25 protein-coding genes and 2 pseudogenes are annotated in these 23,375 nt (G+C 71.6%); 15 read left to right on the top strand and 12 right to left on the bottom strand.

The window, feature by feature from the left end:
- Positions 1-17: 17 nt before the first annotated feature.
- Together ACFQLX_RS17675 and ACFQLX_RS17670 are read left to right on the top strand one after the other, a co-directional pair.
- A complete protein-coding gene (locus ACFQLX_RS17675) occupies positions 18-746 on the top strand; it encodes a PIG-L deacetylase family protein (protein WP_386416381.1) in 729 nt (242 codons plus the stop codon).
- Between the two features lie 139 nt (positions 747-885).
- Positions 886-1,653, top strand: coding sequence for a MerR family transcriptional regulator (locus tag ACFQLX_RS17670; RefSeq protein ID WP_386416277.1), 768 nt, complete (start codon positions 886-888; stop codon positions 1,651-1,653).
- Positions 1,654-1,794: 141 nt separating this feature from the next.
- On the opposite strand, the gene ACFQLX_RS17665 is transcribed toward ACFQLX_RS17670, so the two are convergent.
- On the bottom strand, positions 1,795-2,826 hold the full coding sequence (locus tag ACFQLX_RS17665) for a terpene synthase family protein (protein WP_386416275.1): 1,032 nt from the start codon (positions 2,824-2,826) through the stop codon (positions 1,795-1,797).
- A 186-nt stretch (positions 2,827-3,012) separates the two neighbouring features.
- Complete coding sequence (locus ACFQLX_RS17660) at positions 3,013-5,025, bottom strand: S9 family peptidase (RefSeq protein ID WP_386416273.1); 2,013 nt, start codon at positions 5,023-5,025, stop codon at positions 3,013-3,015.
- A gap of 242 nt (positions 5,026-5,267) precedes the next feature.
- Here ACFQLX_RS17660 and ACFQLX_RS17655 point away from each other — a divergent pair, with 242 nt between their 5' ends.
- The 3 genes from ACFQLX_RS17655 to ACFQLX_RS17645 all read left to right on the top strand — a co-directional run bounded on the left by ACFQLX_RS17655 (position 5,268) and on the right by ACFQLX_RS17645 (position 8,084).
- Entirely contained in the window at positions 5,268-6,116 is an 849-nt protein-coding gene (locus tag ACFQLX_RS17655; RefSeq protein ID WP_386416271.1) for a glycerophosphodiester phosphodiesterase, read from the top strand.
- Between the two features lie 136 nt (positions 6,117-6,252).
- Positions 6,253-6,792, top strand: a complete 540-nt coding sequence (locus ACFQLX_RS17650; protein WP_386416270.1) for an ArsR/SmtB family transcription factor — start codon at positions 6,253-6,255, stop codon at positions 6,790-6,792.
- Between the two features lie 2 nt (positions 6,793-6,794).
- Complete coding sequence (locus ACFQLX_RS17645) at positions 6,795-8,084, top strand: MFS transporter (protein WP_386416379.1); 1,290 nt, start codon at positions 6,795-6,797, stop codon at positions 8,082-8,084.
- Between the two features lie 291 nt (positions 8,085-8,375).
- On the opposite strand, the gene ACFQLX_RS17640 is transcribed toward ACFQLX_RS17645, so the two are convergent.
- Together ACFQLX_RS17640 and ACFQLX_RS17635 are read right to left on the bottom strand one after the other, a co-directional pair.
- Entirely contained in the window at positions 8,376-8,792 is a 417-nt protein-coding gene (locus ACFQLX_RS17640) for a PIN domain nuclease (protein WP_386416267.1), read from the bottom strand.
- Positions 8,789-9,040, bottom strand: coding sequence for a type II toxin-antitoxin system VapB family antitoxin (locus tag ACFQLX_RS17635; protein WP_386416377.1), 252 nt, complete (start codon positions 9,038-9,040; stop codon positions 8,789-8,791). Before ACFQLX_RS17635 ends, ACFQLX_RS17640 begins: the two co-directional genes overlap by 4 nt.
- A 526-nt stretch (positions 9,041-9,566) precedes the next feature.
- On the opposite strand from ACFQLX_RS17635, the gene ACFQLX_RS17630 reads away from it, so the two are divergent.
- The 3 genes from ACFQLX_RS17630 to ACFQLX_RS17620 all read left to right on the top strand — a co-directional run bounded on the left by ACFQLX_RS17630 (position 9,567) and on the right by ACFQLX_RS17620 (position 11,011).
- Positions 9,567-9,833: a hypothetical protein gene (locus tag ACFQLX_RS17630; protein ID WP_386416265.1), complete on the top strand. Its 267-nt coding sequence runs from the start codon at positions 9,567-9,569 to the stop codon at positions 9,831-9,833.
- Positions 9,830-10,222 (top strand): PIN domain-containing protein, encoded by a 393-nt coding sequence (locus tag ACFQLX_RS17625; protein ID WP_386416263.1) that lies wholly within the window; start codon positions 9,830-9,832, stop codon positions 10,220-10,222. Before ACFQLX_RS17630 ends, ACFQLX_RS17625 begins: the two co-directional genes overlap by 4 nt.
- Before the next feature lie 141 nt (positions 10,223-10,363).
- Positions 10,364-11,011, top strand: a complete 648-nt coding sequence (locus ACFQLX_RS17620) for a recombinase family protein (RefSeq protein WP_386416375.1) — start codon at positions 10,364-10,366, stop codon at positions 11,009-11,011.
- 11 nt (positions 11,012-11,022) lie between these two features.
- On the opposite strand, the gene ACFQLX_RS17615 is transcribed toward ACFQLX_RS17620, so the two are convergent.
- Positions 11,023-11,613 carry an isochorismatase family protein gene (locus tag ACFQLX_RS17615; protein ID WP_386416260.1) on the bottom strand — a complete coding sequence of 197 codons (591 nt, stop codon included), beginning with the start codon at positions 11,611-11,613 and terminating at the stop codon, positions 11,023-11,025.
- A gap of 132 nt (positions 11,614-11,745) precedes the next feature.
- On the opposite strand from ACFQLX_RS17615, the gene ACFQLX_RS17610 reads away from it, so the two are divergent.
- Positions 11,746-12,732, top strand: coding sequence for a GlxA family transcriptional regulator (locus ACFQLX_RS17610; protein ID WP_386416258.1), 987 nt, complete (start codon positions 11,746-11,748; stop codon positions 12,730-12,732).
- Positions 12,733-12,762: 30 nt separating this feature from the next.
- Here ACFQLX_RS17610 and ACFQLX_RS17605 read toward each other — a convergent pair.
- A pseudogene (locus ACFQLX_RS17605) lies at positions 12,763-13,005 on the bottom strand (transposase family protein); the annotation flags it as partial.
- A 79-nt stretch (positions 13,006-13,084) separates the two neighbouring features.
- Between ACFQLX_RS17605 and ACFQLX_RS17600 the strand changes: the two are divergent.
- Positions 13,085-13,205, top strand: a pseudogene (locus ACFQLX_RS17600) (transposase); the annotation flags it as partial.
- A 28-nt stretch (positions 13,206-13,233) separates the two neighbouring features.
- Positions 13,234-13,377 carry a hypothetical protein gene (locus tag ACFQLX_RS17595; RefSeq protein WP_386416256.1) on the top strand — a complete coding sequence of 48 codons (144 nt, stop codon included), beginning with the start codon at positions 13,234-13,236 and terminating at the stop codon, positions 13,375-13,377.
- Positions 13,378-13,583: 206 nt separating this feature from the next.
- Here the strand turns inward: ACFQLX_RS17595 and ychF are convergent, their stop codons facing one another.
- The gene (gene ychF, locus ACFQLX_RS17590; RefSeq protein WP_386416254.1) at positions 13,584-14,672 is read right to left on the bottom strand and encodes a redox-regulated ATPase YchF; all 1,089 of its coding nucleotides are present in this window, start codon (positions 14,670-14,672) and stop codon (positions 13,584-13,586) included.
- 326 nt (positions 14,673-14,998) lie between these two features.
- On the opposite strand from ychF, the gene ACFQLX_RS17585 reads away from it, so the two are divergent.
- Positions 14,999-15,508 carry a DUF6542 domain-containing protein gene (locus ACFQLX_RS17585; RefSeq protein ID WP_386416251.1) on the top strand — a complete coding sequence of 170 codons (510 nt, stop codon included), beginning with the start codon at positions 14,999-15,001 and terminating at the stop codon, positions 15,506-15,508.
- Here the strand turns inward: ACFQLX_RS17585 and ACFQLX_RS17580 are convergent.
- Positions 15,468-16,460 carry a 4-hydroxy-3-methylbut-2-enyl diphosphate reductase gene (locus tag ACFQLX_RS17580; RefSeq protein ID WP_386416249.1) on the bottom strand — a complete coding sequence of 331 codons (993 nt, stop codon included), beginning with the start codon at positions 16,458-16,460 and terminating at the stop codon, positions 15,468-15,470. The genes ACFQLX_RS17585 and ACFQLX_RS17580 overlap by 41 nt on opposite strands.
- Positions 16,461-16,558: 98 nt before the next feature.
- On the opposite strand from ACFQLX_RS17580, the gene xseA reads away from it, so the two are divergent.
- The gene (gene xseA, locus ACFQLX_RS17575) at positions 16,559-17,773 is read left to right on the top strand and encodes an exodeoxyribonuclease VII large subunit (RefSeq protein ID WP_386416246.1); all 1,215 of its coding nucleotides are present in this window, start codon (positions 16,559-16,561) and stop codon (positions 17,771-17,773) included.
- Positions 17,774-17,817: 44 nt separating this feature from the next.
- Here the strand turns inward: xseA and ACFQLX_RS17570 are convergent, their stop codons facing one another.
- Together ACFQLX_RS17570 and ACFQLX_RS17565 are read right to left on the bottom strand one after the other, a co-directional pair.
- The gene (locus ACFQLX_RS17570; protein ID WP_386416243.1) at positions 17,818-18,093 is read right to left on the bottom strand and encodes an exodeoxyribonuclease VII small subunit; all 276 of its coding nucleotides are present in this window, start codon (positions 18,091-18,093) and stop codon (positions 17,818-17,820) included.
- A gap of 68 nt (positions 18,094-18,161) precedes the next feature.
- Positions 18,162-18,707, bottom strand: coding sequence for a DUF4245 domain-containing protein (locus ACFQLX_RS17565; RefSeq protein WP_386416240.1), 546 nt, complete (start codon positions 18,705-18,707; stop codon positions 18,162-18,164).
- Positions 18,708-18,893: 186 nt separating this feature from the next.
- Here ACFQLX_RS17565 and glpX point away from each other — a divergent pair, with 186 nt between their 5' ends.
- Entirely contained in the window at positions 18,894-19,931 is a 1,038-nt protein-coding gene (glpX, locus tag ACFQLX_RS17560; protein ID WP_386416238.1) for a class II fructose-bisphosphatase, read from the top strand.
- 61 nt (positions 19,932-19,992) lie between these two features.
- On the opposite strand, the gene ACFQLX_RS17555 is transcribed toward glpX, so the two are convergent.
- Positions 19,993-20,397 carry a WhiB family transcriptional regulator gene (locus tag ACFQLX_RS17555; protein ID WP_386416236.1) on the bottom strand — a complete coding sequence of 135 codons (405 nt, stop codon included), beginning with the start codon at positions 20,395-20,397 and terminating at the stop codon, positions 19,993-19,995.
- A gap of 278 nt (positions 20,398-20,675) precedes the next feature.
- Positions 20,676-21,335, bottom strand: coding sequence for a DUF1707 SHOCT-like domain-containing protein (locus tag ACFQLX_RS17550; protein ID WP_386416234.1), 660 nt, complete (start codon positions 21,333-21,335; stop codon positions 20,676-20,678).
- Between the two features lie 324 nt (positions 21,336-21,659).
- Here ACFQLX_RS17550 and ACFQLX_RS17545 point away from each other — a divergent pair, with 324 nt between their 5' ends.
- Positions 21,660-23,351 (top strand): fumarate hydratase, encoded by a 1,692-nt coding sequence (locus ACFQLX_RS17545; RefSeq protein ID WP_386416232.1) that lies wholly within the window; start codon positions 21,660-21,662, stop codon positions 23,349-23,351.
- Positions 23,352-23,375 lie beyond the last annotated feature (24 nt).

Below are 23,375 nucleotides of genomic sequence, written 5' to 3'. Positions count from 1 at the left end.
CGCCCCGGTTGGCGGCGATGCCCGAGGACTGGGAGCGCGCGCTCGCGGTCGTCGCGCACCCGGACGACCTGGAGTACGGCGCGGCGGCGGCGGTCTCGTACTGGACGGGGCAGGGCAAGGAGATCACGTACCTGCTCGTCAGCCGGGGCGAGGCCGGCATCGACGGGATGGACCCGGCCGAGGCGGCGCGGGTGCGCGAGGCGGAGCAGCGGGCGAGCGCCGCGGCGGTCGGCGTGGCGGACGTGGAGTTCCTCGACCACCACGACGGGGTGATCGAGGAGGGGCTGGCGCTGCGCCAGGACCTGGCGGCGGCGATCCGGCGGCACCGGCCGGAGCTGCTGATCACGCTCAACCACCACGACACCTTCGGTACGGGGGCGGGGGCGTTCTGGAACATGCCCGACCACCGCGCGGTCGGCCGCGCCACGCTGGACGCGGCGGGCGACGCGGGCAACCGGTGGATCTTCCCCAAGCTCCTCGGCGAGGGGCTGAAGCCGTGGGGCGGGGTGCGGTGGGTGGCGGTCGCGGGCTCCCCGCATCCCACGCACGCGGTCGGGGTGGAGGCCGCGGATCTGGAGCGGGCGGTGGACTCGCTGGCCGCGCACCGGGCGTACATCGAGGGGCTGGGCGTCGAGGAGGAGCCCCGGGCGTACGCGCAGGGGTTCATCGAGCAGATGCTCCGGGGTGCGGGTGAGCGCTCGGGGGCGGAGCTGGCGGTGGGGTTCGAGGTGTTCGGGCGGCGCTGAGCCGGGGTTGACCTTTACGTAGCGTCAACTTCTAGCGTGGTGGTCGTACCGAGGGCGAGAGGCGCCGGCGGGGTGGCCGCAGGGCTGTGGCTGGCCGTGAGGGTGCGGTGTGCCGCGGGGAGTACGGAAGGGGTGCGCGATGACGGAGTGGACCATCCACGACCTGGCGAAGGCCGCCGGGACGACCAGCCGCACCCTGCGCCACTACGGCGACAAGGGGCTGCTCCTACCCAGTCGGATCGGCGGCAACGGATACCGCTACTACGACGAGGAGGCCCTCGTCCGCCTGCAGCGGATCCTGCTGCTGCGCGAGCTGGGGCTCGGGCTGCCCGCGATCGCCGAGGTGCTCGCGGGCGCGGCGGACACCGGAGCCGCCCTGCGCACCCACCTGGCCCTGCTGGAGCAGGAGCAGCAGCGGCTGGCGCGCCGGATCACCTCGGTACGGACCACGCTGGACAAGACGGAACGAGGTGAACCGCTCATGGCGGACGAGGTGTTCGACGGATTCGACCACTCGCGGTACGAGCAGGAGGTCAAGGAGCGCTGGGGGGAGAGCGCCTGGCGCAGCGGCGACCGCTGGTGGCGCTCGCTGTCGAAGGACGACCGGGAGGGCTTCCAGCAGGCCCAGCTGGACATCGCCCGCGACTACGCCGCCGCGCTGGCGGCGGGGCGCCCGGCGGACGGCGAGGAGGTCCAGGCGATCACACGCCGCCACTACGAGTGGGTGGCGGCGGGCTGGCAGGGCCGGCGCCCCACGGCGGAGGCGTTCACGGGCCTGGGCGAGATGTACGTGGCGGACCCCCGCTTCACGGCGACCTACGACCGCCACGGCGAGGGCACGGCGGCCTTCGTCCGCGAGGCGATGCGCGTCTACGCGGAACGGGAGCTGGGAGGTCAGACGGCGTAGGCGCTGCCGCCTCCGATACCCGGGACGGAGGGTGGGATGGCGGCGGGCTCGTATACGAACCCGCCGCCCCCGCCTCGGTTTCCGGGGGCGCGGTGGGGCGCGGGGCGGCAGCGGTCGGGGCGTGGGCGGACCGCCCGTGGGTCAGGCGACGTGCCATTCGATGTAGCTCGGGGTGGAGCCGTCCGGGGTCGTCTCCACCACCGAGTAGCGGGGCGACCAGCGGTGCCAGTGCAGGCTGCCCGCGATCCACAGGCCCAGGTCGCTCATGGAGTCCTCGACCCGCGACCACTCCTCGTCCGACATCGTGAACAGCGGCCGCAGCGCCCGCAGATCACGGCAGGCGGACTGGTAGTCGCGCGTGGCGGTCTCGATCATGCCGGCCGCGGCGTCCAGCGCGCCGTCCCAGTCCGTCTCCTGGCGCTCGCGCAGGAAGGGCACGAGGTGGTCGTGGTCGCCGCGGGCCGTCTCCTTGCGGATGGAGTAGACGTCGTTGGTCCAGCAGATCGCGTCGGAGGCGGAGGCCCGTACGGCCTCGTAGGCGTCGACCTGGGTGACCTCCTCCGGGACCTCGCTGAGGTTGCCGGTCTCGATGAGGTCGAAGCTCAGCTCGCAGCCGGAGTGGATGCGCCGCCGGCGCAGGTGGGTGTAGAGGCTGGCGGCGTCCTCGGGCTCACTCGGGAGGTGCTGCAGCATCGACTGGCCGACCCAGTCCGCGTAGTGCGCGACATAGCGCTTGCGCCAGGCGACGGACATCGGGGGCGCCGAGCGCTCCCACAGGTCGGCGACGGCGGCGGTGAGCGGGCTGGTGGGGCGCGGCGCCCTGAGGTTGACCGGCATCTGCGCGAGCACCTCGCGGCAGATGCGTATTCGGTCCTCGTGCGTGGCGTCCTTGTGTCCCTCGTCCAGCAGGTCGTCGAGGATCCAGTTGTAGGCGTTCCACTCCGACATCAGGTCCAACCGCTGCGCGCGTGGGTAGGTCGCGGCGCAGAAGTATCCGTATCCGGCCTGGTAGAAGCGGTCCGCGGCGGCGTCGCTGCGGATCAGGTCGAACTTGCGGGCCCAGGTGAAGAGCCGGTCGTCGGCGCCCTCCGCCTCGGGGTGGAGGCGGAGGTCGATGGGGCACCATAGGGCGGGGATCTGGGTCACTGCCGGGAAGTCATGCGTAATGGTCACTTCTGATCTCCTCGCGATCCGATGGGCTCGAACGAAGGCGATTCAGCAACTACCTCCGTTCAAACCTGTCTTGAGTCGCTCGATACCTCCCCCAACGGTCGACCGCATAACCGTTTGAAACATTCCCGGGGCCTACGTGGCCTGAATATGCCCTTCCGCTCCGGAACCGTCCGTTCCCGCCCACCGCTACAGCAGCTCGGGTCGCTGCCACCGCTCCCCCCGCACGTGGTGGTCAAGGAAGTTCAGGAAGGTGCCGTACCAGACGCGGGCGTGGTTCGGTGTGAGGATCCAGTGGTTCTCGTCCGGGAAGTAGAGGTACGTGGCCGGAACCTGACGGCGCTGCAGGTCCTGGAAGAGCGCCGCCCCCTGGGCGACGGGCACCCGGTAGTCCCTCGCCCCGTGGATCACCAGCATCGGGGTGCGGATCGCCTCGGCGTCCGGGTACGGGTTGTCGGCCTCGTAGCGCTCGGGCCGGGCCAGCGGGTCGCCGAAGATCGTCTGGAAGTACCAGGGCGCGTCCGTGTCCCCCTGGAACGTCCGCAGGTCCCACACGCCGGCGTGCGAGACGATCGCCCGGAAGCGGTCGGTCCGGGTGGCGGTCCGGTTGGCGAGGTACCCGCCGTACGAGCCGCCGGCCAGCGCCGTGCGCTCGGCGTCGATGTCGGGGCGCGCCTCGGTGGCGTCGGTCAGCGCCATGACGTCGTCGTAGGGCCGCCCGCCCCACTGGCCCCAGCCCCGCTCGTGGTTGCGCTGCCCGTAGCCGGTGGACAGGGCGGGGTCGGGAAGCAGCACCGCGTAGCCGCGGGCCGCGAAGGGCCACGGGTTCCACCGCCAGGTCCAGCCGTTCCAGCTGCCCTGCGGGCCGCCGTGGACGGTGACGAGCAGCGGCGCCGGCTGCTCGGCGCGGGCGCCTTCGGGCAGCACCAGCCAGCCGCGCAGGGGGAAGCCGTCGTCGCCCTCGGCCCGTACCTCGGTGAGGGTGCCGGGCAGCGCGCCGATACCGCCGGGGGCGGGCAGCGGGGCGGGCTCCTGGTCGGGGGCGGCGGCGTCGAGGCGCACCGGCCGGGGCGGGGAGTCCACCGCGTGGCGCAGGGCGTAGAGCGTACGGCCGTCGGGGGCGACCTGGAGTGCGCTGTGGGCGCCGGAGGCGGTCAGCCGGGTGACGGTGCCGTCGGGGTCGCGGCGGAAGACGGGGGCGTGGCCCTGCTCGTCGGCGGTGAACCAGAGGGTGTCGTCCACCGGGGACAGGAGCGTCTCCCCGGGCCAGTTGTCGAAGCCGGGCAGCAGGTCGCTCTCCTGGCCGCCGGCCAGGTCGATCCGTACCAGCGTGAGGTCCCCGGAGGTCTCGTACGTGGGGTAGCGCATCCGGCCGCAGACCAGCGCCGTGCCGTCGGCGGTGAAGGCCGCGCTCTCGTAGAGGTGTCCGAGCCGGTCGACGAGGCGCAGCTCCGCACCGGTGGCGGCGTCGGCGACCACGACCGAGGTGCGGTTCTCGGCCGGCACCCGGCCCGCCGTGAAGCGGACGTACGCCACCCGGTCGCCGTCCGGCGAGAAGGCCGCCTCCGCGGCGTGCTCCAGCCCCACGCCCTGGCCGCCGGCGTCGACCACCGGGCCGCCGTCGGCGGGGCGGACGAGGGTGTGCGGCTCCTCGGGGCCCAGGTCGTGGTCCCACATCCGGGTGGGCCCGGCCTCGTACAGGATCGCCGTGACCTTGGCCTCCTTGCGGGCCCGGCGGAGCTTGCCGTACGCCTCGGCGTCGGCGGCGCCGTCCGCCAGTCCGCCGGTGTAGGCCAGCGCGCCCGTCCCCCGGGCGACAGTGAACCCGTCGATCCCGCCCGGGTGCTGCGCGACGAGCGCCGCCTCGCCGCGCTCGGGCAGCGCCCAGAGGGTGGCGCCCTCGTCCGCACCGTCCTGCGTCACGCCCGGGTCGTTCTCCGCCCGCCCGGAGAGGAAGAACAGCGTCCCGTCCGGCCCGAAGGCCGGCGCGGACTCGCCCTTGACGGACCGGGTCAGCCGCCGCGCCTCCCGCTCCCCCGCCGGATCGAGCTCCCACAGCCCCGACACGAACCTCGTCCCGTCACCGCTCAGCGTCTGCACGGCGGCGACCAGCCGGGTGCCGTCGGCGGAGAGCGCGAGGGAGGCGACGCGGGGTACGGCGACGAAGGCGGACAGGTCCTGGAACACGGAGGTCTCAGACATGCGCGCGATTCTGCCGCGCGGACGCCGGGGAGGACAGGGGTTTACGAGCCGCAAGGGGCGGGAGGGGACGGCAGCCCACCGCGTGGACCGGCTCCCGGCGCGGCGCCCGAACGGCGTAGCCGCCCTGCCGCCCGCACCCGGCGCGCTTATCCTCACTTTCCGGGACATGCCACCCGCACCCCGCCCACCCCACAGAACACATCGCAGGGGGAAGCTTGAAGCTCGCGCGAACTCCCGCACGCGTGACGGCGATAGCCGCGGCCCTCGCCGCCGCGGCAGTGCTGGCGGAGACGACGGCCGGCGCGACCCCCTACCCGTCCACCGTCTACGCCCACCGCGGCTTCTCCTATGCCGCGCCGGAGAACACCCTCCCCGCCGTGGACGCCGCCGCCGCGGCCGGGATCGAGTGGATGGAGAACGACGTCCAGCGCACCAGGGACGGCGCGCTGGTGGTCATACACGACGCGACCCTCGCCCGTACCACCGACGTCGAGGCGAAGTTCCCCACCCGCTCCCCGTGGCGGGTCGGGGACTTCACGCAGGCGGAGATCAACACCCTCGACGCCGGCAGTTGGAAGGGCCCGCAGTGGACGGGCACCCGGGTCCCGACCCTGGCGCGGTACCTGGCGCGGCTCGACGCCAACGGGCAGCGGCTGCTCCTGGAGGTCAAGCGCCCGGAGCTGCACCCCGGGCTCGCCGCCGACGTCGTGGCGGAGCTGCGGCGGCTCGGCTGGCTCGGCACCGCGCACACCGGCCGCCTGATCGTGCAGTCCTTCGACCTGGCGAGCCTGAAGGCCGTACGCACCCGGGCACCGCAGGTGCGGACGGCCTTCCTCACCGACGACCCCTCGCTGGCGAACCTCCCCGGCTGCACAGCGGTCGCCGACCAGATCCACCTTGAGCACACCCGCGTCACCGCCGCCTACGTCGACGCGGTCCACCTGCGCCGGGGCCCGCACCGCAGGCAGGTCAAGCTGGTGGTGTGGACGGTCGACGACCCCGCCCGCACCGGGCAGCTCCTCGCCCTGCGGGTCGACGGCTTCATCACCAACCGCCCGGACGCCATCAGCGAGGCGGCGACCACGGCGTAACCGCCCTCCCCCGCCCGCCCCACGGTCAGTGGCGGGGGTGGGGGGCGAAGACGTCACGTCACGCCGGACGGTGGACCGCGGAAGGGCGTACGAAACCCCCTTGACCAATGGTCAAGAATCGTTGACCATTGGGCGCATGCCTACCGACGATCTTCCCGAGACGCTGCACGTCACCACCGACGAGCAGTTGCGCGCCGTCGCCAACCTCACCCGCCACCGGATCATGGCCGTGCTCCGCTTCGAGCCGGCGACGATCACGCAGATCGCCGCGCGGGTGGGTCTCGCGAAGGGGAGTTCCAGTTATCACGTGCGGCTGCTGGAGCGGGCCGGGCTGGTGAAGGTGGTGCGCACGCGCAAGGTGCGGGGGGTCACCGAGCGGTACTACGCGATGGCCGCGCGGTCGATCACACTGCCGGACCCGGGGCCGGGGCAGCCGGACCTGCTGATGCGGCACGCGGTGGCGGACCTGGAAGCCGCGCCGGCGGACAGCGAGCGGCACGTACGGATGGCGCATCTGCGGCTCACCGAGGAGCAGTTCGCGGAGCTGGGGGAACGGCTGCGGGCGCTGGCGGACGAGTACCGCGAGGCGTCCGATCCGTCGCTGCCGGACGTGTCGCTCGTCTTCGCGCTGTTCCGGCCGGCGCAGCCCGAGCAGACCGAGGGGGAGTCCAAGTGACCATGAACACAAGGACGTTGCCGACCGGCTTCGGGCGGCTGTGGACCGCGCAGACGGTCTCCTCGCTCGGCGACGGGGTGATGCACGCCGCCCTGCCGCTGCTCGCGCTGACGCTGACGCACGATCCGATGGCGCTCGCCGTCGTCACGGCCGCCGGGACACTGCCGTGGCTGCTCTTCGGGGTGCTCGGCGGCGCGCTGGTGGACCGCTGGGACCGCCGGCGCACGATGTGGGTCGCGGACGCGGCGCGTGCGGCGCTGCTCGCGATACCGGCGGCGGCCGCCGCGCTCGACATGCTGAGCATCGGGCTGCTCGCCGCCGTCGCCTTCCTGCTCGGCCTCGGCGGACTCTTCTTCGACACGGCCGCCACGGCCTATCTGCCGGATCTGCTCGGCCGCGACCCCGCGCTCCTGGAGCGCGCCAACTCCCGCCTGCGCGGCACCCAGACCGCCGCCTCCGGCTTCGCGGGGCCGCCCGCGGGCAGCGCCCTGCTCGCCCTCGGGCGGACGGTTCCGCTGCTCGCCGACGCCGTGTCGTTCGCGCTCTCCGCGCTGCTCGTACGGTCGCTGCCCGCCACCCCCCGGCCCGTACCGCAGGCCGGGGAGTCCCTGCTGCGACAGGCGCGGGCCGGAGCCTCGTACGTCTTCCACGACCGGCTGCTGCTCGGGCTCGCGCTGCGCCCGGCCGTCGGGAACGTCGCCTTCCTCGCCGTGGAGACCGTCCTCGCCCTCTTCGCGCACGACCGCCTCGGCATCGGCGCCTTCGGCTTCGGCCTGCTCCTCACCGCGGAAGCCGCCGGCGGCCTGCTCGGCGCGGGCATCGCCTCCTTCCTCAGCCGCTGCCTGGGCACCGGCACCGCACTGACCTGCACGGCCGCGGTCGAGGGGCTGGCCATCCTGGGGCTCGCCGCCGCCCCGAACCCGTACGCCGCCGGCCTCGCACTCGCCGTCTGCGGCGCGGGCATGGGCGCCACGATGGTGCTCGGCCCCTCGCTGCGGCAGGCGATCGTCCCGGCGCCCCTGATGGGCCGGGTCGCCTCCACCTCCCGCATGCTCGCCATGTGCGCCGCCCCGTTCGGCGCCCTCCTCGGCGGCTGGCTGGCCACCGCCCACGACGTCCGCACCCCGCTCTACGCCGCCGCCGGCCTCCTCCTGGCCATGACCGCCGTCACGGCGACCATGACCACCAACCGCAGGGTGGAGGCGGCACTGCGCGACGCGGCCCCGACCGGCGCTCCGGGCCGCCCGGAATCCGAGGACGCGGTCCGGGAGGACGCACCCGCGCCGTCGTGACGCCTTCGCGGGAGATGGCGGGCACGGTGCGGAGGTCGACCGACAGCCGTCGTCAGTACCGACGCCACCCGGCACGGGAAAGGCAATGGGCCCGGTCTCAAGGATCGGAAGTGGCCCCGGTGGGATATCCAGGTGCCACCCACCGGGGTCGAAGCCGCCGCCCTCCCCCGCCGAACTCCGCACCCATGTACGCGCGTTGGCCGTTCCGAACACCATGATCGGAGACGATCCGAGGTTCCGCCGCCACACCTTCGACCCCGTTCCACCCCTGCGAGGCAGGATGGATGACGCTCAGTCGGCCGTGCCGGGCTCCACGACCCACTCGGCTTGCGACCCGCTCACCGAGGCGATCATGTCGAAGTCGCCGTCGTAGTGCAGGACCGTGGCCCCGTGCCGTTCTGCGGTTGCCGCGATGAGGACGTCGGCCAGCGACAGCGCCCGGTGAAAGCCGGCGTTCAGCGCCGATGCCTGGATCGCGAGCGCCTGCTCGAACTCCTCGTCGTTGCAGGGCAGGTAGTCGAAACCACGGAGCAGGGTACGCAGGCGCAGCGCCTCGGGCTTTCCGCGCGCCGAGTACAGAACCTCGTACTCGGTCGGGGCGCACACTGCCAGGAGTCCATCGCGGTCCAGCGCATCCAGCCGTGCCCGCACTGCCGGTTTGCCCCGGCGGGCCAGCGCGGACTTGTCGATGAGGTAGCGCCCTTTCACGCCGCCGAAGCCCCGTCTTCGCGCTTGAGCGAGCCGTCCGGATTCCGCGGCCCCGTCTGCGACCGGATCTCCGCGAACACGTCATCGAACTCACCATCGTCCATGGCATCGAACAGCTCCCGGCGCAGCCGCAGCCTCACCCCCTCCGCCATGGCCGCCCGCACTGCGGCGGCCTTCGTCTTCACCCCGTACACCCGCATCGCCTGCTCGACGATCTCCTCGTCCAGATCGATCACAGTCCTGGCCATCAGTTGTCCCTCCACAGCTCGACGCTCTAACAACGATATCAATTAGACCCGAGAAATGGCATCAAAATGCTGGAGCCCGTCGAGGGCGCCGCATTCAGAGCCGGGAGCACGACCTGGACTGGTTGATCAGCTTCGGATCGGCGAGCAACCGCTCGACGAGACCCTGCACGAACTCCCTTATCCGGGACCCGGCGAACGAATCGGCGCAATGTTGCCGGAGCGGCCACTCCGCACGACATGGGAAACCAGCGAGAACGAACCCGGGCGCGGCAGACTGCGCTCCCCACGACGATCGGCTCGCGGTCTCGGGAAGACTCATCAGAGTGGAACTGGCACCGGCGGCCCGTCCACGTCCCAGCACCATCCCAGCACGGGAAAAACCAAGGGCCCAGACCCGCACCGACCCCAGCCCCGCAGGCCATCGAGTCGGCGAGGTCCTTCCGCTGGATACACTCACGCCCTCCGCGCTCGTCGGCACGCGATCCGCGCATCGGCATCGAAGGCCATACCACGCTATGGTTGATGTATGGCTACCAAGAAGGTGACTATCACTCTCGACGAATCCCTGGTCGAAGCCCTGGCCGGAGCCGCCGAGGAAGAAGGCATTCCACTCTCCCGCCTCGTCGCCGGAGCAGCCGAACGCGAGCTGCGTCTGCGGGCCGGCCGGGCCGTCATCCAGGAGTGGCAGGCAGAACACGGCACCTTCACTCCCGAAGAACTAGCCGCCGCCCGCGCGGACCTTGCCGCCGCCGACGCCGAGTACCTCAGCAGCCCGCGAGCCTCGGCCGCGTGAACATCCCCTACCTGTACGACGCCGGCGTACTCATCGCCATCGACAACGACGACCGACGCATGTGGGCCCGCCACAGCCTGGCCCTCGACGACGGCCGGGACATCCATGTCCCATCCGTCGTCGTCAGCCAGGCATGGCGGGACTCCCGCCGCCAGGTCAGACTCGGCAAGTTCCTCGCCGGGTGCCGTGTCGTACCCGTCGGCCTCGAAACCGCCAAAGCCGCAGGCATCCTCTGCGGCAAGGCCGGCACTTCCGACATCGTCGACGCCACCGTCGTGACCATGGCAGCCAGCCTCGGCGCCATCATCTGGACCTCGGACCCGAACGACATCCGCACCCTCGTCGACGCCCAGGACATCAAACCCGCCCCTGTCATCCGCACCGTCTAGTTGAACCGCCCCCGTCGGCGGCCCTACTCTGCCCCGGACTCGGGCGGCTGCTCAGATTTCACCCTTCTGGTAGCCCGTCAGTCGATCAATCTGCTTGTCAAGGTTGCGTACCTGAGTTGAGTTGGCTCCGACGGAGGCCCTCTGCGTCGCGGCGATCGCCTCACGGTCGTCGAGCTGTCCCGGCTCGGCCGGTCGACGACCCAGCTGACCGCGCTGCTGCGCGACTTCAAAGACCGAGGTATCGGCCTGCGCATCCTCAACCTCGGCATCGACACCTCCACCCCGGCGGGCGAGCTCATCTTCACGATCGTGGCGCCGGGGCGAGCGGGTCGGCGGCCGGAAGCCCACGCACACGCCACAGCAGGTCGAGCGGGCGATGCACCTTCTCGACACCACCGACATGACCGGCACAGAGATCGCCGGCGCGGTCGGCATGAGCCGGTCGCGGATGTCTGCCCTCATCTCCAGGACGCGGGCAGAGCAGGAGAAGAGCACATGAGCACCAACACTGGAGTGAGCGTCAAGGGAATGCGGATTCACCAGCACGCCGCGGCGCTGCTCCTCCATCTCCCGGTGGTGCACCATGCCTACGCGGCCTTGCCACTCGTTGTCGTGCCGGCGCTCCGGCCGTCCCGGGCCAGGGATGCGCATCCGTCGCACGCTGCTCTTCGCGCTGCGGCGGTCCACGAGGTGCCGGGTCCCGTGCTCGGCCGTCAGTTCCCAGACAACGCCTTGGTACTCGATAGGCTCGACCATCACCATCGCCTACACGTCCCTTCTGGCCCGTGAGGCGTGGCTGCTCAGCCAAGGTCGGCTGCGGACTTCACGACGACGCCGTAGAGATCGCCGATCGTCGCGAGCGCGGCCTCGTGCAGCTGCTGCGCGGAGACCGGCGCGATCCCGCTCTCGAGCGGCCGGGTCGCGGAGGCATCGGCGACGACGGTGGGCTTCTTGCCGGCGAGGAACGTGCCCTCGGTGGTGAACTGCACGCACATGTTGGTCATGAAGCCGGCGATGACGACGTCGTCGTTCCCGGCCTTCTCCACGAGCTCGCCGAGCTCGGTGCCGACGTAGGCGTTCGGCGCGGTCTTGACGACCGTGGGCTCGCCGTCGATCGGCGCAACCTTCGGGTGGATCCGGCCGATCTCCGCGTTGATGTCGTAGGGCGTGCCCTCGCCGCCGTCGTTGACGATGTGGATGACCGTCGAGCCCGCCGCCCTCGCCTTGGCGAGCAGGTCGGCGGCGGCGTCGAGCGCGGGCTCCCAGCCCTCGAGCTCCATCACGCCGGTCGTGTACGTGTTCTGGTAGTCCACGAGGACGACGGTCGAGTCCTTGAGGACCGCGGGGGTCTGGTCGAATCCGTTGAGCTCGCGGAGCGTGATGCGCGCCATGGGTGTGTCCCTCTCTTTATGAGTGTTCTCGGCCGCCGATCGGCGGCCATCGTCAACGCTATGAGCGCGTGAACGTGTCGGCAATGTCGCGTAACCTGCAAATACAGACATGGCAGATCAGGGAGGACGGACGTGATCGAGCGATTCGTCGTCATCGTGCTCTTCGAGGGCGTCGACCTGCTCGACGTGACCGGACCGCCGGAGGTCTTCTCACTGCTTCAGAGGGAGATGGAAGAGCCGACCGGCTATCGGGTGGTCCTCGCCGCCGAGACGATGGACCCGGTGACGACCTCCGCTGGCGTGCGCGTCCTCCCGGACGTCACCTTCGACGAGGTCGGTGGGAGGAGCATCGACACGCTCATCGTCCCGGGCTCTGTCGAGGTCGACGAGCAGCGACGAGTCCGGGCCATCGCCGATCCGGCCGTCGTCGCCAGGATCGGCGATCTCGCCGCGAGGACCAGGCGCGTGACCTCGGTCTGCGTCGGCGCGCACATCCTCGCCGCGGCTGGACTGCTAGACGGGAAGCGGGCGACGACGCACTGGTCGACCGCCGCTCAGCTCGCCGCCGAGCATCCCGAGATCGAGGTCGACGCGGATCCGATCTTCATCCGCGACGGGGACGTGTGGACCGGGGCGGGCATCAGCTCGTGCTTGGACTTGTCCCTGGCGCTCGTCGCCGACGACTTCGGCGCGGAGCTGGCCCAGAAGGTGGCGAGGCAGCTCGTCGTCTACCTCAAGCGCCCGGGCGGGCAGAGCCAGTTCAGCGTGCCGCTCGTCCAGATCGCGACCTCGACGCGGGTCGACGACCTGCGGCTCTTCATCGCCGAGCACCTCGGCGAGCACCTGACGGTGACGAGCCTCGCCGAGAGCCTGCACATCTCGGATCGGCATCTGACCCGCATCTTCAAGACCGAGCTCGGCACGACGCCGGCGGCCTACATCGAGCAAGCGAGGATCGAGGCGGCGAAGAACCGGCTGGAGACGAGCGACGACACGCTCGCCCGCGTCGCGACGACGTGCGGGTTCGGCACCGTCGACACGCTCGCCAGGGCGTTCCGGCGCGGCCTCGGCATCACGCCCGGCGAGTACCGCCAGCGGTTCCGTCTGCAGCGGGCCTGAGGCGCTCACACGTCTCTCTTGCGGAAGACGACGATCGACGGGGTGAGGGCCGCGAGTGAAGCTTCCCCCGGCATCGCGTACCCACTCCCCGATCGCGGTGAACCCCCGCGCTCCGGCCACCACCGCGCACACCGCCACCGCGATCAAAGCACCCACCGGATGCCGCACCCCACGCCGTCGGCGCGGATCAGGTATCCGAGCGAGCAACTGGACGAGCAGCTCGTAATCCGAGACAGGCGTGCGAACAGGCGTGGGGATAAGAGACGATGACATGGCGCGGACGTGATCCCCCGGTCGGACGGTACGGCGTAGGAACCTCCATCCAACCGGACCTGACCACGTCCGCGCACACGTGGTCAGGTCCAAGCTCATCGATCAGCTCGTCGAGCAGGCCCGGAGCAAGGGGCTGCGGCTGACCGGCGAGGGCGGACTGCTGCAGCAGCTGACCAAAACGGTTCTGGAGTCCGCCCTGGAGGGCGAGATCAGTTCGGCGACGGCGATTTGGTCTTCCTGCGCGAGACATCAGCGCCCGACACGGTCGTCACCACGACACGCACGAAATGGGACGCCTTCGCACGCGGCGTCCAGGCCGGAGAGTTCGACCACTTCACCCAAGGCGCGCAGACCGCCGACGCCCCCGACTGACTCGCCGTTCAGCCCCACCCAACCACAATCCAGCCGCGGCGCAGAGAACGACGCATGATCACGGGTGACGACAGATGATGACGATCCGTCAGTTCATCCAGCCACCATCCAGCCACGGGTACGCGAACGGGGCCGACCCGAAACCGGGCCGACCCCATCTGACCTGCGAGCTTGACTAGTTCAGCAGATCCGAGCTATCGCGCGACCTAGACGTTGAAGCGGAACTCCACCACATCCCCGTCCTGCATCACGTACTCCTTGCCCTCCATGCGGGCCTTGCCCTTGGCGCGGGCCTCGGCTACCGAGCCGGTGGCGAGGAGGTCGTCGAAGGAGATGACCTCCGCCTTGATGAAGCCCTTCTGGAAGTCCGTGTGGATCACGCCGGCCGCTTCGGGGGCCGTGGCGCCCTTCTTGATCGTCCAGGCGCGGGCCTCCTTCGGGCCTGCGGTGAGGTACGTCTGCAGGCCCAGGATGTCGAAGCCGACGCGGCCGAGGGTGGCCAGGCCGGGCTCCTCCTGGCCCATGGACTGGAGGAGTTCGAGGGCTTCCTCGTCGTCCAGCTCGATCAGCTCGGACTCGATCTTCGCGTTGAGGAAGATGGCCTCCGCCGGGGCGACCAGGGCGCGCTGCTCGTTCTTGAAGTCCTCGTCGACCAGTTCGTCCTCGTCGACGTTGAAGACGTACAGGAACGGCTTCGTGGTGAGCAGGTGCAGCTCGTGCAGGAGCCGCCCCTTCTCCGTGCCCGCGGTGATGCCCGCGGAGAAGAGCGTGTCGCCCGCCTCGAGGATCTTCTGGGCCTCCTCGACCGCGGCGAGGACGGCGATCTTCTCCTTCTGGAGGCGGATCTCCTTCGTCAGGCGCGGGATGGCCTTCTCGACGGACTGCAGGTCGGCGAGGATCAGCTCGGTGTTGATCGTCTCGATGTCGTCCTTGGGCGAGACCTTGCCGTCGACGTGGACGACGTTCTCGTCCTTGAAGGCGCGGATGACCTGGCAGATCGCGTCCGACTCACGGATGTTGGCGAGGAACTTGTTGCCCAGGCCCTCGCCCTCCGAGGCGCCGCGCACGATGCCGGCGATGTCGACGAAGTCCACCGTCGCGGGGAGGATGCGCTGCGAGCCGAAGACCTCGGCGAGCTTGCCCAGGCGGGCGTCGGGGACGCCGACCACGCCGACGTTCGGCTCGATCGTGGCGAACGGGTAGTTGGCCGCCAGGACGTCGTTCTTGGTCAGGGCGTTGAAGAGGGTCGACTTGCCGACATTGGGCAGGCCGACGATTCCGATCGTGAGCGACACGTGACGACTTCCCGGGACGAGGGTGATGGGGCTTGCGCCCGATTCTACGGGCCGCGGGCATCCCCGTCCGCATCGGCTGTACGGGGGACGGCGCGGCAGACCCGACACCTCCGGCCAATCGCCCCACGGGGGCTGTTTCCCGCCACTTCGGGCCCTACGGTGGAGGGGTGCAGCATCACCGTACGGATACAGACCCTCACGCAGAGCCCCCCCACCGCCCTGCCGCCGGCCGCCTCCCCCGGCCCACTCGGGGCGAGGCCGCCGACGGGGCGCGCTCCTCGGCGCCGTCGGTCTACCGCGTCTCCGCGCGCCGCTCCGTACCGCCCGTGGTGCAGACCGTCCTCGTCCCGCCCGGCCCGCGGCTGACCGCCCTGGGCATGGGGCTGATGGCACTGGGCTCGATGCTCGCCACCGGTCTGCTGCTGGCGCTGCTGGGCGCGCACGCGCCCGTCTTCTTCGGGCTGGTCTTCGTCCTCGTCTGCGGGCTGACCGCCTCCTGGGTGCGGGCGGCGGACGCGATCACCGCGCCGGTCGCCGCGCCGCTCGCCTTCGCCACCGGGATCGTCGCCGCCGGCGAGGGCGGGGGCGGCCTCACCGGCCACGCGATGACCGCCGTGACGGAACTGGCCCTGCAGGCCCCGTGGTTGTACGCCGGGACGCTGCTGGCCGGGGTGATCGCCGTGCTGCGCCGCGTCGCCCTCATGGCCGTACGGCACACGCGGCCCCCGGAGCGCACGCGGCAGCCGCAGGCCGGCCCGCGCCCCGCTGTCCCCCGGCGGCGCGGCGCCCCCGCTGTCAGGCCCCGTCCGCCAGCGCGGCGGCGGCCTCGGCCCTGAGGTCGCGGCGCAGCTCCTTGGGCAGCGAGAAGGTGATCGACTCCTGGACCGGCTGGACGACGTCCACATCGCCCCAGCCGCGCGCGGCCAGATACTCCAGCACCCCGTCGACCAGCACCTCCGGCACCGAGGCGCCCGAGGTCACGCCGACCGTCCCCACGCCCTCCAGCCACGCCTCGTCGATCTCCGCGGCCTCGTCCACCAGGTACGACGCCTTCGCGCCGGCGCCGAGGGCGACCTCGACCAGCCGCTTGGAGTTGGAGGAGTTCTGCGAGCCGACGACGATCACCAGGTCGGAGTCCTCGCCGATCATCTTCACCGCGACCTGGCGGTTCTGCGTGGCGTAGCAGATGTCGTCGCTGGGCGGGGAGATGAGGCTGGGGAACCTCTCCTTCAGCCGGTCGACCGTCTCCATCGTCTCGTCCACGGAGAGCGTGGTCTGCGAGAGCCAGACGATCTTCTCCGGGTCGCGGACCTCGACCTTGTCCACGTCGTCGGGACCGTCGACCAGCGTGATGTGCTCGGGGGCCTCGCCGGTGGTGCCGATGACCTCCTCGTGGCCCTCGTGGCCGATGAGGAGGATGTCGTAGTCCTCGCCGGCGAAGCGGACGGCCTCCTTGTGCACCTTGGTGACCAGGGGGCAGGTGGCGTCGATGGTCGCGAGCTGCCCGCGCTGGGCCTCCTCGTGCACCTCGGGGGCCACGCCGTGCGCGGAGAACATCACGATGTTGCCGGGGGGCACCTCCTCCGTGCGCTCCACGAAGACGGCGCCCTTGCGCTCCAGCATCTTCACCACGTACTTGTTGTGCACGATCTCGTGGCGCACGTAGACCGGCGCCCCGTACTGCTTGAGCGCCTCCTCGACGGCGATCACCGCGCGGTCCACACCCGCGCAGTAGCCGCGCGGGGCGGCGAGGAGGACCCGGCGGTCGGAAGCAGCTGCAGCAGTCATGCCCCCATCGTACGGAACACCGCGCGCCCGGCGGCAGGGGCGGCAACAGCCTGTGGATAACTCCGTGCTGTCACCCCCGCCCACTAGCCTTTGGACCCATGGCCATCAACTCAGCGGAAGCCCCGCTGCCCGTCGGCGAGGTCTCGCGGAAGATCGGCGGCTGGATCGACCGGCTCGGCGCGATCTGGGTGGAGGGGCAGATCACCCAGCTCTCGCGGCGCCCGGGCGCGGGCGTGGTCTTCCTGACGCTGCGCGATCCCAGCCACGACGTCTCGCTGACGGTGACCTGCTACCGGCAGGTCTTCGACGCGGTCGCCGACGTGGTGGGCGAGGGCTCGCGGATCGTCCTGCTCGCCAAGCCCGTCTGGTACGCGCCCAACGGCAGCCTCTCCCTGCGCGCCGCGGAGATCCGCCTGGTCGGCATGGGGGAACTGCTCGCCCGGCTGGAGCAGTTGAAGAAGTCGCTGGCGGCGGAGGGGCTGTTCGCCCCGGAGCGCAAGAAGCCGCTGCCCTTCCTGCCGCGGCGGATCGGCCTGGTGACGGGGCGGGCCTCGGCGGCCGAGCGCGATGTGCTGGAGACGGCGCGCCAGCGCTGGCCGGCGGTGCGCTTCGAGGTGCGCGCGGTGGCGGTCCAGGGGGTGCACGCGGTGCCGCAGGTGGTCAAGGCGGTGCAGGAGCTGGACGGGCACGCCGAGGTGGACGTGATCATCGTGGCGCGGGGCGGGGGCAGCGTGGAGGATCTGCTGCCGTTCTCCGACGAGGCGCTGATCCGGGCGGTGGCCGCGTGCCGTACGCCGGTGGTCTCCGCGATCGGGCACGAGCCGGACAATCCGCTGCTGGACTACGTCGCCGACCTGCGCTCCCGTACGCCCACGCACGCGGCGAAGGACACCGTGCCGGACGTCGGGGAGGAGCGCGAGCGGATCGGGCAGCTGCGCGACCGGGCGCTGCGGGTGGTCGCCGGGCGGCTGGAGCGCGAGGAGCGGGGGCTGCGGGACTGGACGAGCCGGCCCTCGCTGGCGCATCCGTACGGGCTGGTCGAGGGGCGGTCGGAGGAGGTCGCGGCGCTGCTGGCGCGCGGGCGGCGGACGTGGGGGCATCTGCTGGAGCGCGCCGGGTCGGAGCTGGAGCACACCCGGGCGCGGGTGGTGGCCCTCTCGCCGGCGGCGACGCTGCGGCGGGGCTACGCGGTGCTGCAGCGCGCGGACGGCGCGGCGGTGCGGGCGCCGGGGGAGGTCGAGGCGGGCGAGGCGCTGCGGGCGCGGGTCGCGGAGGGCGAGTTGGCGGTGGTGGTGGCCGCGGCGCAGGGGTAGGGCGGCGGAGGGTTACGGGGCCGGGGGTTGCGGGCCGGGGCGTCTCACCGGGGTGCCCCCTCGGCCTCCGGGTCACCCGCCAGCGCCGCGTCCAGGCGCTCGCGGGCGCCCTCCAGCCAGCGGCGGCAGATCCGGGCCAGCTCCTCGCCGCGCTCCCACAGGGCGAGGGACTCCTCCAGCGTCGCGCCGCCGGCCTCCAGGCGCCGGACGACCTGGATCAGCTCGTCGCGCGCCTGCTCGTAGCCGAGGGAGCCCTGCTCCCCGGCCGGTGCTTCGGCGGTCTCGGTCGTCGCGTCGGTCGTCTCGGTCGTCTCAGCCATGCGGGCAAGCCTAGAGCCCGGGGCCGACAACGCCGGCCCGATCTCCGTACGACCGAGGGGAACAGCCCTTATGCCGGACGCAGTGCCGCTGCCATCGCCTTGAGCTGCGCCGCCGGGGCCGTGCCCGTCACGACGGTGACGCCCTTGGCGTCGTGCTTGACCAGCGCGTCGTACTTCGGGCCCTCGTAGCGCACCCAGTCGGCGCCGCCGATGTGCTCCACGGTGTCCGTCGCGCGCGCCCCGAACGTCACCTTGCGGACGAAGGCGTCGGTGTCCTTCGCCGCCTGCTCCACCGCGACGTAGTGCTCGGCGGCCGTCACAAAGCCCACGTGCCAGCGCGGGCCGTACGCGGCGTCCTCGGTGTAGCGCACGGAGGTCGCCCGCACGCCGGTGGGTGCGTCGACCGGCGGGGCGAGCACGGTGTAGGGCGCGATCCGGGCCACCTGGGTGGCCTCCTGCGTGTACGTGACCTGCCGCACGGGGTCCGCGCCGTCGTCCCTGGGGATGAACAGCAGCCACATCGCGCCGGAGAAGGCGCAGGTCACCAGCAGCGAGAGGACGAGGTTGCGGACGTTCTTCCGCGCGGCACGGGAGGGGGTGGGGTTCTGCGACACGCCCCCATCGTCCCCCATCGCCGCTGCCCCCCGATGACCGGGGCGTCGGCGGATGCTGTGAGAGGCGTCGCGGGCCCCTGTGGGAAAGCGCTCATCCGTAGGGCCCCCTGCTCATAGTGGCGCCGAACATATAAGGTCATAGGACCCTCCCCCCTCCGGGCGCGCCGGACCAGAAAGGCCCCACACATGACCGAGATCTCCCCTCACATGCCGCAGCAGCTCGAGGTGAGCCCGGAGGCGCCCGACCGCAACCTGGCCCTGGAGCTGGTCCGCGTCACCGAGGCCGCCGCGATGGCCGCCGGCCGCTGGGTCGGTCGCGGCGACAAGAACGGTGCGGACGGCGCGGCGGTGAAGGCGATGCGCACGCTGATCTCGACCGTCTCGATGAACGGCGTCGTGGTCATCGGCGAGGGCGAGAAGGACGACGCCCCGATGCTCTTCAACGGCGAGCGCGTGGGCGACGGTACGGGCGCGGAGTGCGACGTGGCCGTGGACCCGGTGGACGGCACGACCCTGACCGCCAAGGGCATGAGCAACGCGGTGTCGGTGCTGGCGGTGGCCGACCGGGGCACGATGTTCGACCCCTCGGCCGTCTTCTACATGGACAAGCTGGTCACGGGCCCGGAGGCCGCCGAGTTCGTCGACATCGACGCACCCGTGGAGACCAACATCCGCCGGGTCGCGAAGGCCAAGGGCTGCGCGCCGCAGGACGTCACGGTCGTGGTGCTGGACCGTCCGCGCCACGACGGCATCGTGCGCGAGATCCGCGAGACGGGTGCCCGGATCAAGTTCATCTCCGACGGCGACGTCGCCGGCGCGATCGCGGCGGTCCGCGAGGGCACGGGCGTGGACCTGATGCTGGGCATCGGCGGCACGCCGGAGGGCATCATCGCGGCCTGCGCGATCAAGTGCCTGGGCGGCACCTTCCAGGGCAAGCTCTGGCCGAAGGACGAGGCGGAGAAGAAGCGCGCGCTGGAGGCGGGCCACGACCTGGACCGGGTGCTCTTCGAGAACGACCTGGTCAGCGGCGACAACGTGTTCTTCGTCGCCACCGGCATCACCGACGGCGACCTGCTGCGCGGCGTGCGCTACCGCCGCGAGTCGGCCTACACGCAGTCGCTGGTGATGCGCTCGCGCAGCGGCACGATCCGGCAGATCGACTCGGAGCACAAGCTGTCGAAGCTGCGGGCGTACTCCGCGGTGGACTTCGACCAGGCGCGCTGAGGCCCGTACGGGACGGAAAGAGCGGGCGGGGTGCGGCCTCCGCGGCCGCACCCCGGCGTGCTCAGCCCGCCTGCGCCACGTCCGGCGCGAGCGGGGCGGCGGCGCGGCGGCGGCGGGAGAGGACCACGCGGCGCTCGGCGGCGGTGAGTCCGCCCCAGACGCCGTAGGGCTCGGGCTGGATCAGCGCGTGCTCGCGGCAGTCGAGCATCACCGGGCAGCCGGCGCAGACGCGTTTGGCGGCGGCCTCGCGGGAGAGGCGGTCGGCGGTGGGCTCCTTGGAGGGGGCGAAGAAGAGCCCGGCCTCGTCGCGGCGGCAGGCTGCCTCCGCGTGCCAGGGACCGTCGTCATCGGTGCTGCGGGTCCGGCCCCACGCCCTCGGCTCCGCCGCACCGGGCGGTATCGCCCGCCTCGGCGCCGTGGTGGTGGGGGGATCGCCCAGGGGCCGATGAGGCGGGAGCTGCGGCACGTCTACTCCTGACGACAGCGTTGGCGGGATCAGGCGGTCCCGCAGCACGGTCCGCAGGGGGTGTACGGGACCGTGTGACGCGGCGGGACGATGCGCAAGTCCTACCCGCTGTATACGCTCCTAAGCGCCTCAGTGAGCACCGCGGCGCCCCCGGAAGCCGTCAACAGAGCGTTGACACAGGCCAGTTGTACGGGCTCCGGGCCGCGCTTCCCCAACGCCTCCGAACCGCAAACCACTTCGGCCGCGCGCTCTCGCCGATCTCGCCGACCTCGCCGTCCTCAGTGGCCGAGGTGCTTGCGCAGGCGGTCCGAGAGGTCCTTGACCACCTTGCCGCGCTTGGGCTTCGCGTCCACGCCGCCCATGATCGCCAGGCCCTGGATGACGACCGTCGGGGCGCCGGGCTCCACGGCCTCCATGGTCTTGACGTCGAAGCCGCCCATGATGCCGATGCCCGACTCGCGCAGGGTGACGTTCTCCGGGACGCGGATGCTCACGCCGCCGCAGAGGGAGAAGGTGTTGATCACGACCGTCTGGTGCTCGAAGAGCGCCTCGGTGAGGTCGATGTCCACGCCGCCCATGATGGCCACCGCGTTGATCCGGGCCGGGACGCGCCAGCGGCCCTTGCGGGTCGCGCCGCCGAGGATCCCGATCAGGTTCTGCTTAGCGAGGGGGCGGCCCGGCAGCTCGTACGGGGCGGCGGGCGTCGTGCCGGCCGGGGACTTCGGGTGGTCGGCGGAAAGGCCGGCGGGAAGGTCCGCGACGAAGACGTCCAGCTCGGCGACGGTCTTCGCGCCGTACACCCCCTCAATGCGCTCGGCGTGCTCCTCCGCGTCGAGGCGGCCCTCGGCGAGCGCCTCGCGCAGGATGGCCGCGACGCGGTCGCGGTCGGCGTCGGAGGCGCGCAGGCCGGGGGCGGGAGAGGCCGCGGGCTTGACCATATTCACCGGGTCCACTGGGGTGCTTTCTTCGGCTGGGGTCGGCGTTGAGTCCGTCACATCCCTCAGCCTGCCAGACGCGATACATCGTGACTAGTGGGGGAAACCCCTAGGGGAAGGCGGTTGTCCGCCGGCCCGCTCACTCGTACGGGGCACGGAGTTGTCCGCATCCGCGCGGTCGTCCACAGGCGACCGACCTCACACCGGGCGCCACGGCGCGCCGCTCTACTCTGGTATCGCCAGCCGAAGCCGCCCGCGACCGCCCCGCCACCACCACCCTCGACCGCCCTCGACCAGCCGGCCCACACCACAGAGGAAGCGCACCCGATGTCCCCCTCCGCCCGTCCGTCCCCCGAGTTCGCCTACACCGACCTCCTCCCCCTCGGCGAGGACACCACCGAGTACCGCCTGGTCACGTCCGAGGGCGTCTCGACCGTGGAGGGGCCGGACGGCAGGACGTTCCTCAAGGTCGAGCCCGAGGCGCTGCGCCTGCTCGCCGAAGAGGCGATGCACGACATCTCGCACTACCTGCGCCCGGCGCACCTGGCGCAGCTGCGCCGGATCTGCGACGACCCGGAGGCCAGCGCCAACGACAAGTTCGTCGCCCTGGACCTGCTGAAGAACGCCAACATCGCCGCCGCCGGCGTGCTGCCCATGTGCCAGGACACGGGCACGGCGATCGTCATGGGCAAGCGCGGGCAGCAGGTCCTGACCGAGGGCCGCGACGAGGAGGCGCTCAGCCGCGGCGTCTTCGACGCCTACACCCGGCTCAACCTGCGCTACTCGCAGATGGCCCCGCTGACGATGTGGGAGGAGAGGAACACCGGGTCGAACCTGCCGGCGCAGATCGAGCTGTACGCGACGGACGGCGGCGCCTACAAGTTCCTCTTCATGGCCAAGGGCGGCGGCTCGGCCAACAAGTCCTTCCTCTACCAGGAGACGAAGGCCGTCCTCAACGAGGCGTCGATGATGCGCTTCCTGGAGGAGAGGATCCGCTCGCTGGGGACGGCCGCCTGCCCGCCGTACCACCTGGCGATCGTCGTCGGCGGCACCTCGGCGGAGTTCGCGCTGAAGACCGCGAAGTACGCCTCCGCGCACTACCTGGACGAGCTGCCCGTCGAGGGCTCCGCGACCGGACACGGCTTCCGCGACACGGAGTTGGAGGAGAAGGTCTTCGAGCTGACGCAGAAGCTCGGCATCGGCGCGCAGTTCGGCGGCAAGTACTTCTGCCACGACGTGCGCGTGGTGCGCCTCCCCCGGCACGGCGCCTCCTGCCCGGTGGCCATCGCGGTCTCCTGCTCCGCCGACCGGCAGGCGCAGGCGAAGATCACGGCGGAGGGCGTCTTCCTGGAGAAGCTGGAGAGGGACCCGGCGCGCTTCCTGCCCGACACCACGGACGAGCACCTCGACGAGGGCGAAGTCGTGCGCATCGACCTCAACCGCCCGATGGACGAGATCCTGGCGGAGCTGACCAAGTACCCGGTCAAGACCCGGCTGTCGCTCACCGGCCCGCTGGTCGTGGCGCGCGACATCGCGCACGCGAAGATCAAGGAGCGGCTGGACGCGGGCGAGGAGATGCCGCAGTACCTGAAGGACCACCCGGTCTACTACGCCGGTCCGGCCAAGACCCCCGAGGGCTACGCCTCGGGCTCCTTCGGCCCCACGACGGCCGGCCGGATGGACGCCTACGTGGACCAGTTCCAGGCGGCCGGCGGCTCGAAGGTGATGCTGGCCAAGGGCAACCGCTCCCAGCAGGTGACGGACGCCTGCGCGGCGCACGGCGGCTTCTACCTCGGCTCGATCGGCGGCCCGGCCGCGCGGCTCGCGCAGGACTGCATCAAGAAGGTCGAGGTCGTGGAGTACGCGGAGCTGGGCATGGAGGCGGTGTGGCGGATCGAGGTGGAGGACTTCCCGGCGTTCGTCGTGGTGGACGACAAGGGCAACGACTTCTTCACGTCGCGGGAGCCCGAGCAGCCGACGTTCACCAGCATCCCGGTACGCGGCCCCGGTCTGGCCTGACGCGGTCTGGTCTGACGCGGTCTG

The sequence above is a fragment of the Streptomyces polyrhachis genome (assembly GCF_042663125.1).
Lineage (GTDB): Bacteria > Actinomycetota > Actinomycetes > Streptomycetales > Streptomycetaceae > Streptomyces > Streptomyces polyrhachii.
The sequence above is the reverse complement of the archived record's forward strand: the minus strand, read 5'-3'. Positions and strand labels throughout refer to the sequence as shown.